This window comes from Kribbella sp. CA-253562, assembly GCF_050942265.1.
Lineage (GTDB): Bacteria > Actinomycetota > Actinomycetes > Propionibacteriales > Kribbellaceae > Kribbella.
This window is the reverse complement of sequence record NZ_CP192049.1, coordinates 5,787,526-5,805,510: the sequence shown is the minus strand read 5'-3', so window position 1 is coordinate 5,805,510 and position 17,985 is coordinate 5,787,526. Positions and strand designations below refer to the sequence as shown.

Annotated in this window: 13 protein-coding genes; 12 read left to right on the top strand and 1 reads right to left on the bottom strand. The window is 69.5% G+C overall.

Annotation, left to right across the window (positions count from 1 at the left end; translation table 11 throughout):
* Positions 1–147: 147 nt before the first annotated feature.
* From ACQPXM_RS27290 to ACQPXM_RS27235, 12 genes are all read left to right on the top strand, one after another.
* Complete coding sequence (locus ACQPXM_RS27290; protein ID WP_432938446.1) at positions 148–1,428, top strand: ABC transporter substrate-binding protein; 1,281 nt, start codon at positions 148–150, stop codon at positions 1,426–1,428.
* The gene (locus ACQPXM_RS27285; protein WP_432938443.1) at positions 1,425–2,360 is read left to right on the top strand and encodes a carbohydrate ABC transporter permease; all 936 of its coding nucleotides are present in this window, start codon (positions 1,425–1,427) and stop codon (positions 2,358–2,360) included. The genes ACQPXM_RS27290 and ACQPXM_RS27285 overlap by 4 nt, the downstream gene beginning before the upstream one ends.
* A complete protein-coding gene (locus ACQPXM_RS27280) occupies positions 2,353–3,171 on the top strand; it encodes a carbohydrate ABC transporter permease (RefSeq protein WP_432938441.1) in 819 nt (272 codons plus the stop codon). Before ACQPXM_RS27285 ends, ACQPXM_RS27280 begins: the two co-directional genes overlap by 8 nt.
* 1 nt (position 3,172) lies before the next feature.
* On the top strand, positions 3,173–4,906 hold the full coding sequence (locus ACQPXM_RS27275; protein ID WP_432938438.1) for a GH39 family glycosyl hydrolase: 1,734 nt from the start codon (positions 3,173–3,175) through the stop codon (positions 4,904–4,906).
* Entirely contained in the window at positions 4,903–6,297 is a 1,395-nt protein-coding gene (locus tag ACQPXM_RS27270; protein WP_432938436.1) for an NAD-dependent succinate-semialdehyde dehydrogenase, read from the top strand. Before ACQPXM_RS27275 ends, ACQPXM_RS27270 begins: the two co-directional genes overlap by 4 nt.
* Entirely contained in the window at positions 6,294–7,202 is a 909-nt protein-coding gene (locus ACQPXM_RS27265; protein WP_432938433.1) for a dihydrodipicolinate synthase family protein, read from the top strand. Before ACQPXM_RS27270 ends, ACQPXM_RS27265 begins: the two co-directional genes overlap by 4 nt.
* Positions 7,199–8,887, top strand: a complete 1,689-nt coding sequence (locus ACQPXM_RS27260; RefSeq protein ID WP_432938431.1) for a dihydroxy-acid dehydratase — start codon at positions 7,199–7,201, stop codon at positions 8,885–8,887. Before ACQPXM_RS27265 ends, ACQPXM_RS27260 begins: the two co-directional genes overlap by 4 nt.
* A 328-nt stretch (positions 8,888–9,215) precedes the next feature.
* Complete coding sequence (gene nrdR, locus ACQPXM_RS27255; RefSeq protein ID WP_077012654.1) at positions 9,216–9,710, top strand: transcriptional regulator NrdR; 495 nt, start codon at positions 9,216–9,218, stop codon at positions 9,708–9,710.
* A gap of 125 nt (positions 9,711–9,835) precedes the next feature.
* Complete coding sequence (locus ACQPXM_RS27250; protein ID WP_432938428.1) at positions 9,836–12,730, top strand: vitamin B12-dependent ribonucleotide reductase; 2,895 nt, start codon at positions 9,836–9,838, stop codon at positions 12,728–12,730.
* Positions 12,731–13,088: 358 nt separating this feature from the next.
* Positions 13,089–13,520, top strand: coding sequence for a VOC family protein (locus ACQPXM_RS27245; protein ID WP_432938426.1), 432 nt, complete (start codon positions 13,089–13,091; stop codon positions 13,518–13,520).
* 132 nt (positions 13,521–13,652) lie between these two features.
* Positions 13,653–15,692 carry a glycoside hydrolase family 3 protein gene (locus ACQPXM_RS27240; protein ID WP_432938424.1) on the top strand — a complete coding sequence of 680 codons (2,040 nt, stop codon included), beginning with the start codon at positions 13,653–13,655 and terminating at the stop codon, positions 15,690–15,692.
* A gap of 130 nt (positions 15,693–15,822) precedes the next feature.
* Positions 15,823–16,761, top strand: a complete 939-nt coding sequence (locus tag ACQPXM_RS27235; RefSeq protein WP_432938422.1) for an aldo/keto reductase — start codon at positions 15,823–15,825, stop codon at positions 16,759–16,761.
* A gap of 632 nt (positions 16,762–17,393) precedes the next feature.
* On the opposite strand, the gene ACQPXM_RS27230 is transcribed toward ACQPXM_RS27235, so the two are convergent.
* Positions 17,394–17,774, bottom strand: coding sequence for a MerR family transcriptional regulator (locus tag ACQPXM_RS27230; protein WP_432938419.1), 381 nt, complete (start codon positions 17,772–17,774; stop codon positions 17,394–17,396).
* Between the last annotated feature and the right edge of the window lie 211 nt (positions 17,775–17,985).

Sequence of the window (17,985 nt, the reverse complement as noted above, 5' to 3'; positions counted from 1 at the left end):
CCAAGCTCAGGCTAGCCGGTAGAACCCGCCACGGGGAGAGGCCAGCGCCGGAGATCCCGGCCCGTTCCTCACCGCCCGCCGGCCCACGGAACGACCCGTCTGCCGGCCGATCCACTCATGACACCGCTCCGTCAGAGGGAGAGCTCCGTGCTGCCCACACTGTCCCGGCGCCGGTTGCTGGCGCTGGCCGCCTCAGGAGCCGCGAGCACAGCGCTCGCGAGTTGCTCCTCACCGTTCGACGACACGACCCGCGGGGGCGGTCGCGTGCTCGAGTTCACCACCTTCTACACCGGCGGCGACGGCGGTCTGATGCAGACCATCGTCGACCGGTACAACAAGTCCCAGGACGACGTGACGATCCGGTTCAGCTCACCGGCGTACGGCGGTGACTACCTGACCAAGATCCTGACCGCCTCGCTGGCCGGAGCGCCGCCGGCGATCGTCGCCCTGCACAGTTACGAGATCCCACCGCTCAAGCGCTTCCTGCACGCGATCGACCTGGCCGACCTCGGCCTGAGCACCGGCGACTTCATCGACGGCACCTGGCAGCTCGCCCAGATCGACGACCAGCTGTACGGCGTGACGATGAGCACCGGCCCGCAGGCACTCGGGTACAACCGGCAGCTGTTCGCCAAAGCCGGGCTGGATCCGGACAAGCCACCCACGAACGCCACCGAGTTCCTGGCCGCGGCGCAGGCGCTGAAGAAGTCCGGGCCGTGGGGCTTCGTCCGGGAGTCCGGTGTGTGGATGCCCTGGCTGAGCATGAACTGGCAAGCCGGCGGCGATCTGATCGACGACCGCAGCCAGGCGCTGTTCGCGAGCGACGCCGGGATCGAGGCCGCGCACTTCGAGCAGGACCTGGTGCACAAGTACAAGGTCGAGCCCGGACAACTGGTCACCGGCGTCCAGGTCGGTCAGCTGTTCAGCGACCAGAAGGTGGGCATGACCTGCACCTTCCCGTGGAGCCTGGCGCAGCTGCTGAAGACCAACAAGGAGCGCGGCACCGAGCTCGACGTCGCGCCGCTGCCGCAGTTCTTCGACGGGCCACGCGCGGTCGTCGCGACCTCGCACATCTACTGCATCCCCAAGCAGCGCAGCAACGACGACTGGATCAGGACCGAGGCGCAGAAGTTCATCTCCTGGCTGGTCCGCGAGGGCAGCGTCACCTGGGCCGGGGCGCAGGCGCCGGCCAGCAAGGCCGCGGTCGCGCCGGTCGCGGCGAGCAAGGACCCGCTGCTGCAGAAGATGAGCGTGTTCATCGACCAGGCCAAGTACGCCCGGTTCGCGCCGTACGCGTATCGCTGGAACCAGGCCTACCAGTACCTCAACGACGCCATGGACGACGTGGTCTACCAGGGCGCGAAGGTGGAGGACGAGCTGCGCCGGGCCGCGGCCAGGGCCACCGTGACGATGAAGGAGCCGTCATGAGTGTCGCCACCACGCGGGTCGGATCCGCGCCCGCGCAGGCTTCGGCCGCCAAGACTGTCAAGGGCCGCAGCCGGGGGAGGGCCGCGCTGCTCTTCCTGACCCCGTTCGCCGTGCTCTACCTGGTGCTGTGGGCGGTCCCGATCGTCAGCGGCCTGTTCCTCAGTACGACGGACGTCAACGTCGCCGACGGCACTGGTGGTTTCGTCGGCCTCGACAACTACCTCGGGCTGGCGCGGGACAGCGACTTCCGCGCCGCGTTCGGGCACACGCTGCTGTTCGTGGTGCTCAACGTGCCGATCCTGATCGCGGTCGGCCTGGTCCTGGCGCTGGCGCTGAACCGCGAGCTGTCCGGCCGCAACATGCTGCGCGCGGCCTTCGTTTCGCCGTACCTGCTGCCGGGGGCCGCCGTCGCGCTGATCTGGAACCTGGTGCTCAACCCGGTCAACGGATCGCTCAACACCGTGCTGGAGAAGTTCGGCCTGCCGACGCAGCAGTGGCTGACCGAGCCGGGCCAGGCGATGGGCGCCGTCGTGCTGCTGACGCTGTGGTGGCGGGTCGGCTTCCCACTGCTGATCCTGCTGGCCGCGCTGCAGGACATCCCGAAGCCGTTGTACGAGGCGGCCCGGATCGACGGCGCCAGCGGCTGGCAGCAGTTCCGCTACGTGACGCTGCCGGGCATCGCGCCGGTGCTCGGGCTGGTGATCCTGCTCCGGCTGATCGACTCGTTCAAGGTCTTCGAGCAGGTCTACCTGCTGACCGCCGGCGGTCCGAGCGGCAGCACCCGCGTCGTCCTGCAGATGCTCTACGAAACCGGGTTCCGCGACTTCAGGACCGGGTACGCCGCCGCGATCGGCTGGGTGCTCGCCCTGGTGATCCTGCTCGTCGCGATCGTCCAGCAGATCCTGACCAGGAGGGCGGCCAACCATGGCTAAGCGATGGATCGTCACCGGCGTCTCGATCGTCCTGGCGCTGCTGTGGGCCCTGCCGTTGCTGTGGGCGCTGTCCTCGTCGTTCGAGGGCTCGACGGCCAACGGCAACCGGCTCTGGCCGACCGAGGCGACCACCGCGAACTGGAGCATGCTCGTCGATCCCGGTGGGCGCGCGGTCAACATCTTCGTTGCCTTCTTCAACAGCACGGTGGTCGCGGTGAGCGCGACCGTGCTCGCGCTGATCGTTTGCTCGATGGCCGGCTACGCCCTGGCCCGGTTGCCGTTCCGCGGCAACAGCGTGGTGCTGGGCCTGCTGCTGGTCACGATGCTGATCCCGAGCGAGGTCGTCCTCGTGCCGCTGTTCCAGCAGTTCAACAAGCTCGGGCTGCTGAACACCTACGGCGCACTCGCGCTGCCGCACATCGTGTCGCTGCTCGGCGTCGTGCTGATCCGCCAGTTCATCGTCAACCTGCCCGAGGACCTCACCGACGCGGCCCGGGTGGACGGCGCGAACGCCTGGCAGACCTACCGCCACGTCGTCCTGCCGCTGATCCGGCCGGCGTTGGCGACGCTCGGCATCCTGGTCTTCCTCGGCGCCTGGAACGACTTCCTCTGGCCGCTGATCTCGACCAGTTCCCCGGGCATGCAGACGTTGCCACTGGCCCTCGTCACGTTCCGGTCGGCGTACGGCGACATCGACTACGGCGTGGTGATGGCCTCGACCGTACTGGCGGTCACCCCGCCGCTGCTCGTTTTCCTCTTCGCCCAGCGCTTCATCATCCAGGGCATCAGCAGTACCGGACTGAAAGGTTGAGATGACCACCGAGACCGATCTGCCTGACCAGAACAGCTCCCGCAGCGGCGTGCAGGAGGTCCCGTACACGCCGTCGGACCCGGCCGCCCCGCATGTGCGCCGGGCCCGCGTCACCGTCGACGCGACCGGCGACCGCGGGGTTCTCGACCGGCCGTGGGCCAGCCTCGGCTACGACGAGATCAACTGGACCTACACCCCGCAGGGCCGCCGAACGCTGCAGACGATCGGCGAGTTCGCCGAGACGCCGTACCACGTCCGGCCGCACTACGTGTTCAACAGCGGGACCGGGCTCGGCCTGCCGCACTGGGGCAGCGGCAACGTCTACCACGAGGACGCCGACGGCAACCCGTTCTACGACTTCACCATCGCCGATCAGACCTACGACACGATCGTTGCCGCAGGCCATCACCCGCTGGTCGAGCTGGCCTTCACACCGCTGGCGCTGGTGCCGGACGAGGCGAAGAAGGAGTTCCCTTTCGAGCCCAGCCCGACGCAGTACAGCGAGTACGAGGCCGGCTGGTGGTCCTACCCGCCGAAGGACTACGACAAGTGGGGCGGCCTGGTCGCGGCGCTCGCCCAGCACTGCCTCGACCGGTACGGCGAGGAGGAGGTGTCCGGCTGGCTCTGGGAGCTCTGGAACGAGCCGGACATCTTCTACTGGCGCGGCACGCCCGAGCAGTTCCACGACCTGTACGCCGTGACCGCGGCCGCGGTCCGCAGCGTGCTGCCCACCGGCCGCGTCGGTGGTCCGACCGTGACGGGCGGAGACAAGGGCGTCGAGTTCATGCGCGGCTTCCTCCAGGCGTGCTCCGACCGCGACCTGCCGCTGGACTTCGTCTCGTTCCACACCAAGGGTTCGGCATTCTCGCCCTGGCGGGTCTACGGGCCGATCGGTGCGCCCGCGCCGGTCCGGCAGTCGCCGTCGACCACCAAGATGCTGCGCGAGCTGGACCGGATGCTCGCCGTGATGGAGGAGTTCCCGGCGTACGCCGGTCTGCCGGCGATCGTCGACGAGTGCGACGCGTCGGTCCCGGCGCACTGGGGCGTCTACGACAACGCGAACTTCGGCTACCGCAACACCGAGTACTACCCGGTCTTCCAGGCCAAGCTGATGAAGAAGGTACTCGACCTCAACGAACGGCATACCGCGAAGGTGCGGGAGGCAACGACCTGGAGCTTCTCGATGGAGGGCGAGCGGTACTTCGAGGGCACCCGGAGTTTCGTCACCGCCTCGGGCCTGGAGAAGCCGCTGATGAACGCCTACCGCGCGTTCGCGAAGCTCGGCGACCGGCGGCTGGCGGCGTCGTCCGACGCGCTCGTCGAGACCGCCGAGCTCGGTGCGCTGGGCAACGGGCTCGGCGAGGAGGTCGACGTGATCGCGAGCCGGAACTCGGCGGACGGCAGCCTCGCCGTACTGGTGTGGCGGCATGCGGACGACCAGTACCTGGAGGACGGTGAGCCGACGACGGTCGAGCTGGAGATCTCCGGGCTGGACGCGGGGGAGTGGACCCTCGAGCACTGGCGGATCGATCGTCACCACAGCAACAGCCACACGATCTGGCAAGACCTCGGTGCTCCGCAGGATCCGACGCCCGAGCAGTTGGCGACGATCCGGGACCGGCAGGGGCTGGAACGGGTCGCCGAGGACACCAAGGTCACGGTCGACGGTCTGTGGACGGCCGAGCTCGAACTGCCGTTGCCGTCGTTGAGCGTCATCGTCCTGCGGGAGGCGTGAGCGTGCTCTTCATCAACGGGGAGTGGCGGCCGGCGTCGGACGGGGCGACGATCGACGTACTCGATCCGGCGACCGAGCAGGTGATCGCGCAGGTCGCCAGTGCGTCCGCGCAGGATCTCGACGACGTCCTGGCGGCGGCCGCATCCGGCTTCCACGTCTGGCGTAGTACGCCGCCTGCGGAGCGCGCCGAGGTGCTGGACCGGGCCGGGCGGTTGCTGCTGGACCGGATCGAGTCGATCGCCGCGACGTTGACCGAGGAGCAGGGCAAGCCGCTGGACGAATCGCGGGCGGAGGTCCGGCAGTCGGCCGAGTACTTCAGCTGGTTCGCCGGCGAGGCCGTCCGGGCCTACGGGCGATTGTTGCCCACGGCCCCGGGTCGCCGGTCCTGGGTCGAACGGCGCCCGGTCGGCCCGGTCGCCGCCTTCACCGCCTGGAACTTCCCGGCCTCCCTCCCGGCCCGTAAACTCGCCCCGGCCGTCGCCTTCGGCTGCAGCATCGTGATGTGCCCGGCGATCGAAGCACCCCGTACGGCGGCCGCGCTGGTCCAGGCACTTGACGACGCCGGGGTCCCGCCCGGCGTCGTCAACCTGATCACCGGCGACCCACCCCGCGTCAGCGAACACCTGATCGGCTCATCCACGATCGCCAAGATCACCCTGACCGGCTCGGTCCCCGTCGGCCGCACACTCGTCGGCCTGTCCGCCACCCACCTGCAGTCCCTCACCCTGGAACTCGGCGGCCACGCCCCGGTCCTGGTCTTCGACGACCTCACCCAGGAGCAACTGGGTCGCGCCGCCGATGCGTTGGTCCGCGCCAAGTTCCGCAACGCCGGCCAGGTCTGCATCTCCCCGAGCCGGGTCTTCGTGCAGGAGGCTCTGTACGAGGCCTTCGTCGACGCTGTCGTCGACCGGGCCGGTCAGGTCGAGCTCAGCCCGCTCGCCAACGCCCGCCGCCGTGATGGAGTCGCCGCCCTGGTCTCCAGCAGCGGCGCCAAGATCCGGTGCGGCGGCGTCCGACCCGACGGCCCCGGCTTCTTCTACCCACCGACCGTGCTCACCGACATCCCACCCGACTCCGCCGTCCTGCGCGACGAACCGTTCGGCCCGATCCTCCCCGTGCTCCCGTTCAGCACGCTCGAGGACGGTCTCCAGCAGGCGAACAACGTCCCGTACGGCCTGGCCGGCTACGTCTTCACCGCCAGCGCCGAACGCGCCGACGCCGCCGTCGCCGGCCTCGACGTCGGCATGATCGGCGTCAACGAGGTCGCACTGGCATCAGCCGCCTCGCCGTTCGGCGGCGTCGGCCTGTCCGGTTACGGCCGCGAGGGTGGCACCGAGAGCCTGGAGGCGTACACGGTCGCCACTGCGGTCACCACGAAAGGAGCTCCATGAGTCTGGACCCCGGAGTGTGGGGTGTGCTGGCGACACCGTTCAGCGCCGACGGTACGACGGTCGACACCGGCTCGCTCGCCCGGCAGACCAAGCACTACGAGCGAATCGGCGCGACCGGCCTGACGGTGCTCGGTGTCTTCGGTGAGGCCGCCCGCCTGACACCCGGCGAACGGCGTACGGTCGTCGAGACGGTTGCCGCCAACACCAACCTGCCCTTGGTGCTGGGGATCAGCGCCCTCGACCTCGACGACGTCCTGACCGAGGCGGCGAACGTCGTACCGGCTGCCGCGGATCGCCTGGCCGGACTGATGATCCAGGTCAACACTCCCGATCCCGATGCCCTCGGCAAGCATCTGGCCGAGGTCGCCGACCGGACCGGGCGACCGATCGTGGTCCAGGACTATCCGGTGATCACCGGCATCCCGATCGCGACCGACGACCTCGTCCGCGCCGTCGCAGCTGTTCCCCAAGTCGTCGCGGTGAAATCCGAGTCCTCGCCGAGCCCGCCCGCCGTCGCCGCTCTGGTCGCCGGCCTGGACGTCCCGGTTTTCGGTGGGCTCGGCGGCACGTGCCTGCTCGACGAGCTCGCGGTCGGCGCCGCGGGAGCGATGACCGGCTTCTCCGTCCCGGAAGGTCTGCTCGCCTGTGTCTCGGCGTACCGTCGCGGCGGTTTCGACGAAGCCCGGGCGGTGTGGCGTGACTATCTCCCGCTGGTGAACTTCGAGTTCCAGTCCGGCATCGCGCTCGGCCTGCGCAAGCACAGCCTGGTACGCCGTGGCCTGATCGCCTTCGACGCGGTCCGTACGCCGGGCGCCGTCCCGCCGGCGCGGATGCTCGAGTTGCTCGCCCAGCACCTGGGACAGACTCCCGGTGTCGAGCTGCGTGATGATGTGCTGGCCGGATGAGCGACGAGAGCGGGATCTACCGCGGCCTGGTCAGCTACGGCGACCGGGAATTCTCCAAATTCCTGCGCCGGACCTTTTTGCACGCCGGTGGCCGGTCGCCGGAGTCGCTCGACCGTCCGGTGATCGGCATCGCGACGTCGACCAGCGACTTCAACCCGTGCCACCGGCAACAACCGGAGCTGATCCGGTCCGTTGCCAACGGCATCATCGCGGCCGGTGGCCTGCCGATGGAGTTCCCGACCGTCTCGCTGGGCGAGAGCTTCCTCGAACCGACCTCGATGGTCTACCGCAACCTGATGGCGATGGACGTCGAGGAGCTGGTCCGGGCCCAGCCGATGGACGCCGTCGTGCTGGTGGGCGGCTGCGACAAGACCGTCCCCGCCCAGCTGATGGGCGCGTTCTCCGCCGGCCGTCCGGCGATCCAGTTGGTCACCGGCCCGATGTCGACCGGCCGCTATCAGGGCGAGCGGCTCGGTGCCTGCACGGACTGCCGCCGGTTCTGGGCCCGCTACCGCGCCGGTGAGGTCGACGCTGCCGAGATCGGTCGCGTCGAGCGGAACCTGGCCACCACGGCGGGGACCTGCGCCGTGATGGGGACGGCGTCGACCATGGCTTGCATCGTCGAAGCTCTCGGGATGGCTCTGCCCGACAGCGCGACCGCGCCGGCCGTCCATGCCGACCGCCTCCGCATCGGTGAGGCCACCGGTGTGGCAGCTGTGGAGATCGCGGCTGCACGGCGCACGCCGGACCAGGTGGTCACCGCCGCCTCGGTGCGGAACGCCCTGCGGGTTCTGCTGGCGATCGGCGGCTCCACGAACGCCCTGATCCACCTGACGGCCATGGTCGGGCGCCTGGGCCTACGCATCGACCCGGCCGAGCTGAACGAGCTGAGCTCGACCACGCCGGTCCTGGTCGAGCTGAAGCCGACCGGGTCGCACTACATGGAGGACCTGCACGCCTCGGGCGGTTTGCCCGCCGTACTGCACGAGTTGCGCGACCTGCTCGACCTGTCCGTGCTGACCGTGACGGGCGAGACGCTGGGGGAGCGGCTGGGCAGCGGTCCGGTCTGGGTGGACCGAGAGGTGGTCAGGCCGCTGGACTCGCCGTCACGTCCTGAGGGCGGTCTGGTCTGGCTGCAGGGATCGCTGGCGCCGGCCGGTGCGCTGATCAAGCGGTCCGCCGCCGACCCGGCGTTGTTCGAGACGACCGGGCGGGCGGTGGTGTTCAGCTCGCTGGCCGACCTGGCGGAGCGGATCGACGACCCGGAGCTGGACGTCACGGCGTCCGACGTGCTGGTGCTGCAGAACGCGGGGCCGATCGGCGCCGGGATGCCGGAGGCCGGGTACCTGCCGATCCCGGGCGAGCTGGCCAAAGCCGGAGTACGGGACATGGTCCGGATCTCGGACGCGCGGATGAGCGGTACGGCGTACGGGACGATCGTTCTGCACGTCACCCCGGAGGCCGCGATCGGTGGGCCGCTGGCCCTGGTCCGGACCGGTGACCGGATCCGGCTCTCGGTGGCCGAGGGCCGGCTCGACCTGCTCGTCGCCGACGACGAACTCGAGCGGCGCCGGGCCGAGTTGCCGCCGCCACCGCCCACCCCGGCGACCGGGTACCGGCGGTTGTTCCACGAGCACGTGCTGGGTGCCGACGAGGGCTGCGACTTCGACTTCTGCCGTCCCTGAACCGCCCCGGGCCTGGCGGGAACTCGCCGTGCCCGCAGGTGTCCGACCAGGCCCTCCGGAGGCCGTATTTTGCGCCTCCGGAGGGCCTCTGCTACGGCGCCACGCGGGACTACACAGGGCCGCGCGAGTGTTGGAACAAAGAGACGCGCGCGGGATCTGGGCGTTCTTGCAAACTGTCGGAGCAGCGACGTAGCATCCCTAGATGTAGTGGTTACACGGGTGTAATTTTCCACAGGTAGTGGTTGGTTACCCACAAGTCGTACACAGGTTGTCCCCAGCTCGATCCACAGCGTCGTCGCTCGGCGCCCCACGGGAGGAGAGATTCGCCGTGCACTGTCCGTACTGCCGGCACAGCGATTCCCGGGTCGTCGACAGCCGGGTCGCCGAGGACGGCGGAGCGATCCGCCGCCGGCGTCAGTGCCCGGTCTGCGAGAAGCGGTTCACCACCGTCGAGCAGATGCAGCTGACGGTCGTGAAGCGCTCCGGCGCGACCGAGCCGTTCAGCCGGGAGAAGGTCATCCGCGGCGTCGGCAAGGCCTGCAAGGGCCGGCCGGTGGACGACGACGCGCTGGCCCGGCTGGGGCAGACGGTCGAGGACACGCTGAAGGGCGGCGGCTCGCCGGAGGTGCCGGCCCACGAGGTCGGCCTGGCCATTCTCGGGCCGCTGCGCGAGCTCGACGAGGTGGCCTACCTGCGGTTCGCGAGCGTCTACCGGCAGTTCGAGTCGGCCGACGACTTCGAGACCGAGATCGCGCTGCTGCGGGCCGAGAAGGACCCGCAGGGCACCGAGCCCGCGCCGAAGGGCGTGGCTCCACAGACGTAACGGGGCTGTGTAACACCAAGCACGAGGGCATCACCAGCACCACCGGCAGTACGCCGTACAGGCAGCACGAAGTACCAACGGGGCGGTCCCGACAGACCGCGGCAGACACAGGGCGAGGAGCAACCATGACAGAGACGGTGACCGGCCACTCGGGGTCGACCAAGAGGTCGGCGGCCGGGTTCCGTGGGCGCAAGAACGCGCCGGCGGGACTCACCATCGAGCGCATCTTCACGACCGAGGGCGTGCACCCCTACGACGAGGTGACGTGGGAGCGCCGCGACGTCGTGCAGCAGAACTGGAAGACCGGTGAGACGGTCTTCGAGCAGCGCGGGGTGGAGTTCCCCGACTTCTGGAGCGTGAACGCCTCGACCATCGTCACCACCAAGTACTTCCGGGGTGCCGTCGGCCACGACAACCGCGAGTGGAGCCTCAGGCAGCTGCTCGACCGGGTCGTGAAGACCTACCGCAAGGCCGGCGAGGAGCACGGGTACTTCGCCACCGCCGCCGACGCGGAGGTGTTCGAGCACGAGATCACCTGGATGCTGCTGCACCAGTACTTCAGCTTCAACTCGCCGGTGTGGTTCAACGTCGGCACCTCGTCCCCGCAGCAGGTGTCGGCCTGCTTCATCCTCGCCGTCGACGACTCGATGGACTCGATCCTGAACTGGTACAAGGAGGAGGGCCTGATCTTCAAGGGCGGCTCCGGTGCCGGTCTGAACCTGTCCCGGATCCGGTCGTCCAAGGAGCTGCTGCAGTCCAGCGGCGGTACCGCCTCCGGCCCGGTCTCCTTCATGCGCGGCGCGGACGCGTCCGCGGGCACGATCAAGTCCGGCGGCGCCACCCGGCGTGCGGCCAAGATGGTCGTGCTCGACGTCGACCACCCCGACATCGAGGAGTTCGTCGAGACCAAGATGCGCGAGGAGGACAAGATCCGTGTCCTGCGCGACGCCGGCTACGACATGGATCTGGGCGGCCGCGACATCACCTCGGTGCAGTACCAGAACGCGAACAACTCCGTCCGGGTCACCGACGAGTTCATGCGCGCGGTCGAGGAGAAGACCGAGTTCGGCCTGCGGGCCCGGATCGACAACTCGATCATCGAGACTGTCGACGCCCGCGAGCTGTTCGACAAGATCGCCCACGCCGCCTGGGCCTGCGCCGACCCCGGCATCCAGTACGACGACACGATCAACGACTGGCACACCACGCCCGAGACCGGCCGGATCACCGCGTCGAACCCGTGCTCGGAGTACATGCACCTGGACAACTCCTCGTGCAACCTGGCCTCGCTGAACCTGATGAAGTTCCTGCGCGACGACGACCTGTTCGACTCCGAGAAGTTCGTCAAGGCCGTCGAGCTGATCATCACCGCGATGGACATTTCGATCTGCTTCGCCGACTTCCCGACCGAGGCGATCGGTGACACCACCCGCGCCTACCGGCAGCTCGGCATCGGCTACGCCAACCTCGGCGCCCTGCTGATGGCGACCGGCCACGCCTACGACTCCGACGGTGGCCGCGCGCTGGCCGGCGCCATCACCTCGCTGATGACCGGTACGTCGTACAAGCGGTCCGCGGAGCTGGCCGGCATCGTCGGCCCGTACGACGGCTTCGAGCGCAACAAGGACGCGCACACCCGGGTGATGCGCAAGCACGCCGCGGCCAACGACGCGATCCGCACCATCCACGAGATCGACAAGGACGTCCAGAAGCACGCCACGCAGGCGTGGGAGGGCGTGCTGAAGATCGGTGCGAAGAACGGCTGGCGCAACGCGCAGGCCTCGGTGCTCGCGCCGACCGGCACGATCGGCTTCATGATGGACTGCGACACCACCGGCATCGAGCCGGACTTCTCGCTGGTCAAGTTCAAGAAGCTGGTCGGCGGCGGCTCGATGCAGATCGTCAACCAGACCGTTCCGCGGGCGCTGCGCCAGTACGGGTACACCGAGGAGACGATCGAGGCGATCGTCGAGTACATCTCCGAGCACGGCCACGTGGTCGACGCCCCGGGTCTCAAGCCCGAGCACTACGAGATCTTCGACACCGCGATGGGCGAGCGCGCGATCAAGCCGATGGGCCACGTCCGGATGATGGCCGCGGCGCAGCCGTTCCTGTCCGGCGCGATCTCCAAGACGGTGAACCTGCCGGAGACCGCGACGGTCGAGGAGATCGCCGACGTCTACTTCCAGGGCTGGAAGCTCGGCCTGAAGGCGCTCGCGGTCTACCGCGACAACTGCAAGGTCGGCCAGCCGCTGTCGGACTCGAAGGCCAAGAAGGCCACCGCGTCGACCGAGGCCGCCGCGGAGAAGGTCGTCGAGAAGGTCATCGAGTACCGGCCGACCCGCAAGCGCCTGCCGAAGTCGCGTCCGTCGCGCACCACGTCGTTCTCGGTCGGCGGCGCCGAGGGTTACATGACGGCCGGCTCCTACCCTGACGACGGTCTGGGTGAGGTCTTCCTCAAGATGGGCAAGCAGGGCTCGACCCTGGCCGGGGTGATGGACGCCTTCTCGATCGCGATCTCGATCGCGCTGCAGCACGGTGTGCCGCTGGAGACCTACGTCCAGAAGTTCACCAACCTGAAGTTCGAGCCGGCCGGTCTGACCGACGACCCGGACGTGCGGATGGCGCAGTCGATCATGGACTACATCTTCCGCCGCCTGGCGCTGGACTACCTGCCCTTCGACGAGCGGGCCGCCCTCGGCATCTACTCCGCCGACGAGCGCTCCCGCCAGCTCGACACCGGTTCCTACGAGCCGGCCCCGGTCGAGGTGTCCGAAGCCGAGTCCCTGAAGGCCGTCGAACCGGTCGCCGAGAAGCCCGCCGCCGTCGAGGACGCGTCGGTCGACGCCGCCGCCGCGAAGCCGGTCTCCTCCGAGGTCCGCACCACCGCCGAGATGTTCGAACTGATCACCGGCACCTCGGTCGACGCCCCGCTGTGCTTCACCTGCGGCACCAAGATGCGCCCGAGCGGTTCCTGCTACGTCTGCGAAGGCTGCGGCAGCACGTCGGGCTGCAGCTGACGCACCACCAGGCTGCGGCGGCACTGTCCGCCGCAGCCGCCTGGCCGCGACGGCATCGTCCGCCACAGCCTGGTCACCCGGCTGCGGTAGCAACTGCCGCCGCAGCCGACCCCACCTCGGGTGACGGCAGACCTGCCGCCGTCCGACCTGGTTGAAAGCGCCACGGCCCCCGGGAACTTCCCACTTCCCCCGGGGGCCGCAGCGCGTCGCGAGTCGTTGCGCGGCAGAGACGAGCGGGCCGCCGTTGCTTCGGAAGCCCGTTGCGCGGTTCAGCAGCCTGAACCGGCGACGTCGTACCCTGACGTCTCGCCGCCCTCCCGGACGGCGCCGCAGCCCATCGCGAAGACGGAGGCTCCTCATGCAGCCCAACCGCTCCATCCCGGCCGCCACCGTCGTACCGGTGCTGATCTATCCCGACGTACGCGCAGCCGTCGACTGGCTGGATGCGGCGTTCGGGTTCGTGGAGCGGGTGCGAATCGGCGACGGCCACCGTGCGCAACTGAAGGTCGGGAACGGTGCCGTGATCGTCGCGGCAGAGCACAACGACCACCATCCGCCACGCCCCGGCGAGACATCGCACTCGATCATGGTGCGCATCGACGACGCCCATGCCCACTGCGAACAGGCCCGACGCCACGGCGCCCGCATCACGACCGAACCGACCGACTTCCCGTACGGCGAACGCCAGTACACCGCCGAGGACCTGGCCGGTCACCACTGGACGTTCACCCAGACCCTCGAGGACATCGCCCCTGAAGAGTGGGGCGGCACCACGGTCACCACCGACTGACGCGCTGCTCCGCCTGTCCCGCACCGCTTCTGCCATTGGGCGCAGCAGGGCGGACGAAATCTTGACCTCTGCGAGGGATCGCCGGAGTGTGACGGAGACCGCTCCATCTCCTAATCGCCCGAGGAGCACACCATGCGTCGAAGTGTTTCCCCTCGTCGCAGTTGGGCCCGCCGCGCGTTGGTCGCCGTCGTCCCGGTCACCCTGGTGCTGACCGTCGCGCCGACCAACTCGAGCGGCGTTCCCACCGCGGCCGGCAGCGCCGCGACTGCGTCGTACCCCACTGACCATGCGGGCCGGACCTTGATCCACAACACCGGCCAGGCCTACCTGAACCCTCGGCTCCCCGTGAGGCACCGCGTCGAGGACCTGCTGCGCCGGATGACGCTGGAGGAGAAGGTCGGCCAGATGACGCAGGCCGAGCGCGCCGCCGTCACCGACAACCCCTCGCTCATCACCAGCCTGCGGCTCGGATCGCTGCTGTCGGGTGGCGGCTCGGTCCCGACCCCCAACACCCCGCAGGCCTGGGCCGACATGGTCGACCGCTTCCAGTCCTACGCCCTCCAGACCCGCCTGCAGATCCCGATCCTGTACGGCGTCGACGCGGTGCACGGCCACGCGAACTTGCTCGGGGCAACAGTCTTCCCGCACAACATCGGCCTCGGCTCGACCTGGGATCCCCGGCTGGTCGAGCGGATCGCGCACGTCGTCGCCGAGGAGACGCGCGCCACCGGTCCGCAGTGGAACTTCGCGCCCTGCGTCTGCGTGGCCCGCGACACCCGCTGGGGACGCACGTACGAGAGCTTCTCCGAGCACCCCGGACTGGTGACGCGGTACGCCTCCAGCATCGAGGGCTTCCAGGGCAAGCACCTTCGCGAGCTGGACAACCCCGACCGCGTGCTGGCCAGCGCGAAGCACTACGCGGGCGACGGGGACACCGAGTTCGGCTCGGCGGCCGGCGACTACACCATCGACCAGGGCGTGACCGTGACGAACCGGCGCGACTTCGCGCGGATCGACCTGGCGCCGTACGTGCCCTCCGTACGCCGTTACGACGTCGGCACGGTGATGCCGTCCTTCTCAAGTGTCGACTGGACCGAAGACGGGATCGGCAACCCGATCAAGATGCACGCCAACCGGGAACTGATCACCGGAGTCCTCAAGGGCAAGCTCGGGTTCGACGGCTTCGTGATCTCCGACTGGGAAGGGATTCACCAGCTGCCGGGGGACTGGCCGGCGCAAGTCCGAACCGGCGTGAACGCCGGGATCGACATGTTCATGGAGCCGAACTCGTCGCCGGCCTTCGTCACGACGCTGCTCGAGGAAGTCCGGGCCGGCCGGGTCTCGCAGGCGCGGATCGACGACGCGGTCCGGCGGATCCTGACCAAGAAGTTCCAGCTCGGCTTGTTCGAGCGGCCCTACACGGATCGGACGCACCTGGCCGAGGTGGGATCGGCTGAGCACCGCGCGCTGGCGCGGGAGGCAGTCGCGAAATCGCAGGTGCTGCTGAAGAACTCGGGCGGGCTGCTGCCGCTGAAGAAGAACGCCAAGGTCTACGTCGCAGGCCGCAACGCCGACGACATCGGCAACCAGGCCGGCGGTTGGACCCTCAGCTGGCAAGGCGCCTCGGGCCGTGATCGGCTGCCCGGCAACACGATCCTGGAAGGCATCCGCCAGGTCGCGCCGGACGCCCGGATCACCTACAGCAGCGACGGATCCGCCCCGACTGCCGGCAGCGATGTCGCCGTCGTGGCGGTCGGCGAGACGCCGTACGCCGAAGGCTTCGGAGATGTCGGTGGTCCGTCCTGGGCCTATGACCCCGAGGACGCCGGCGTACCGCGCGAGGCGAAGAGCCTCGACCTGCAGCCCGGCGACAAGGCTGTCGTGGACAAGGTCTGCGGCGCCGTCGCGAAGTGCGTCGTACTCGTGGTGTCCGGTCGCCCGCAGGTGATTCCGCCGGCCCAGCTCGCCAAGATCGACGCGCTGGTGGCGTCGTGGCTGCCGGGCTCGCAGGGTGAGGGTGTCGCCGACGTCCTCTTCGGCAAGCGCCCGTTCACCGGCAAGCTCTCCCACACGTGGCCCCGCAGTGCCGACCAGGAACCGATCAACATCGGCGACCGCAACTACAACCCGCTCTACCCCTTCGGCTGGGGGTTGCGCACACGTCATCGTTGACCGCTAGGGCTGATCCCTGCGGGGATCAGCCCTGCCGCGGTCCTTCGCGGTGGCTCGCGCATCCCGACTCCGCGACGCACGTGCACTCGCGGCTTGACCTGGAGCGCACTCCAGCAACGAACCTGGAGCCATGAACACACCCACGATGGCCCTCGGGACGATGTACTTCGGCACCAGAGTGGACGAACGGACCGCTTTTTCAATCCTCGACCGGTACGCCGAACTGGGCGGAGCCTTCCTCGACACCTCGAACAACTACAGCTTCTGGACCTCCGAGACGGGCTTCGGCGGCCAGAGCGAGGCGCTGCTGGGCCGTTGGCTGGCGTCCAACTCGGGTGTCCGCGTCCGCCTCAGTACCAAGGTGGGCGCCCAGCCCACGCGGGTCGGCGGGTTCCCCGACCACCTCGAGGGACTGCGCGAGGACGTCGTGCGCGAAGCCATGGCGAAGAGCTTGGAGCGGCTGGGCGTGGACGGTGTGGACCTGTACTGGGCGCACGTCGAAGACCCGACTGTTCCGGTGGAGGACCTGGTCGAGACGTTCGGCGGCCTGGTCCGTGACGGCCTGACCGCTCGCTGGGGCGTGTCGAACCACCCGTCCTGGCTGCTCGAACGGATCCGGGCCACCGCCGAACGCGCCGGCCACCCGCAACCGACCGCTTACCAGGAGCGCTACTCCTACCTTCAGCCCGCCGGCGGCATGGCCGTGGAGGGCCAGCCGATCCCGCTGGGAATGCTGTCGCCGGACGGCCTCGACTTCCTGCGACGCAACCCGTCGTTCGACGGCTGGGTCTACACCGCCACCCTCCAGGGCCGGTACGACCGCAACGACCGACCACTCGAGACCGAGTACCGCCACCCCGGCACCGAACGACGGCTGGCCGCGCTGAACCGTGTCGCCACGACGCGCGGACTCCGACCGGGCCAGGTGGTGCTCGCGTGGCTGGCCTCCGGGAGTCCGGCCCTGACCCCGATCGTCGGAGTCAGCAGCGTCGAACAGCTAGAGCAGGCCGTGGCAGGCACGTCCACCGCCCTCACCGAGGAAGAACTGGCGGCACTGGACGGCGCATAGGCGACACCTGAGTACCCGAGGAGTCGTGCGCGTCGTCACCCGCTCCGATGGCGACTGCTTCGACCCGCGGCCGGCCCATGCCGGGCACCGCGGACAGCCCATGCCGGGCAATGCGGTCAGCCCCATGTCGGGCAATGCGGGCAACCGCAATGCCGGGGCGCCGCGGTCAGCCCCATCGCGGGGCACTGCGGTCAGCCCCATGCCGGGGCATTGCGGTCAGCCCCATGCCGGGGCGCCGGGCCAGCCCCAAGCCGGGGCGCCGGGCCAGCCCCATGCCGTACATTGCGGGCGGCCCATGCCGGGCACCGCGGACAGCCACACGCCGGGGCGCCGCGGACAGCGCCATGCCGGGGCGCCGCAGTCAGCCCCAAGCCGGGGCGCCGGGCCAGCCCCATGCCGTACATTGCGGGCGGCCCATGCCGGGCACCGCGGGCAGCCACACGCCGGGGCGCCGCGGACAGCGCCATGCCGGCCAAGGCGGGCAGCCCTGATGCCGTGCGTTGCGGGGAGCCCATGCTGGGCACCGCGGGCAGCCTCACGCCGGGCACCGCGGGCAGCCTCACGCCGGGGCGCCGGGGCGCCGCGGACAGCGCCATGCCGGGCAGGGCGAGCAGCCCATTCCGGGCAGCGGGTCAGGACGTCGCGTGCCGCGTCCGGCGGAGTTCCCCGCGGTACCAGTCCGCCTTCTCCTCGACTCGGGCGAGCGTCGCGTTGAGCTCGGCGATCCTCGCCCGGATCGAGGCGGCGTGCTCCTCGAGCAACTCGACGCGCTCCGGCATCGTGGTCTCGTCACGGCTCATCTCGCCGTACCGCCGCAACTGCTCGATCGACATCCCGGTGTCCCGCAGGCACCGCAGGAATCCGAGCATCCAGAGATCGCCGTCGCTGTACACGCGCTGGCCACCAGCGCTGCGCTCTATGCGCGGCAGGATGCCTTCACGCTCGTAGTACCGCAGCGTATCGATGCTGAACCCGGACCGTTCGGCTGCCTCGGCCGGCGAGTAGGTCGTCATCCCGAGAAGCTAACAGCTTGCCTGGAGCCGACTCCAGATCCGACCGCACAAGCTCGCAGTTCAACCGCCCGCCGACGCTCGGGCCGTCGTCAGCCGTCGTCGACCAACCGGCCACAGACAAAGGCCCCGACGTCACAGCTGCCATCCGAGCTCGGGCTTGGACCGTGCCCACCATCGCCAAGGCAACCTCCGTCCACAGGCTGTCCCGCGC

Coding starts and splice junctions, on each gene's coding strand:
- ACQPXM_RS27260 (WP_432938431.1), top strand. CDS start 7,199: ATGAGCGACGAGAGCGGGATCTACCGCGGCCTGGTCAGCTACGGCGAC.
- ACQPXM_RS27240 (WP_432938424.1), top strand. CDS start 13,653: ATGCGTCGAAGTGTTTCCCCTCGTCGCAGTTGGGCCCGCCGCGCGTTG.
- ACQPXM_RS27275 (WP_432938438.1), top strand. CDS start 3,173: ATGACCACCGAGACCGATCTGCCTGACCAGAACAGCTCCCGCAGCGGC.
- ACQPXM_RS27280 (WP_432938441.1), top strand. CDS start 2,353: ATGGCTAAGCGATGGATCGTCACCGGCGTCTCGATCGTCCTGGCGCTG.
- ACQPXM_RS27235 (WP_432938422.1), top strand. CDS start 15,823: ATGAACACACCCACGATGGCCCTCGGGACGATGTACTTCGGCACCAGA.
- ACQPXM_RS27245 (WP_432938426.1), top strand. CDS start 13,089: ATGCAGCCCAACCGCTCCATCCCGGCCGCCACCGTCGTACCGGTGCTG.
- ACQPXM_RS27230 (WP_432938419.1), bottom strand. CDS start 17,774: ATGACGACCTACTCGCCGGCCGAGGCAGCCGAACGGTCCGGGTTCAGC.
- ACQPXM_RS27250 (WP_432938428.1), top strand. CDS start 9,836: ATGACAGAGACGGTGACCGGCCACTCGGGGTCGACCAAGAGGTCGGCG.
- ACQPXM_RS27285 (WP_432938443.1), top strand. CDS start 1,425: ATGAGTGTCGCCACCACGCGGGTCGGATCCGCGCCCGCGCAGGCTTCG.
- ACQPXM_RS27265 (WP_432938433.1), top strand. CDS start 6,294: ATGAGTCTGGACCCCGGAGTGTGGGGTGTGCTGGCGACACCGTTCAGC.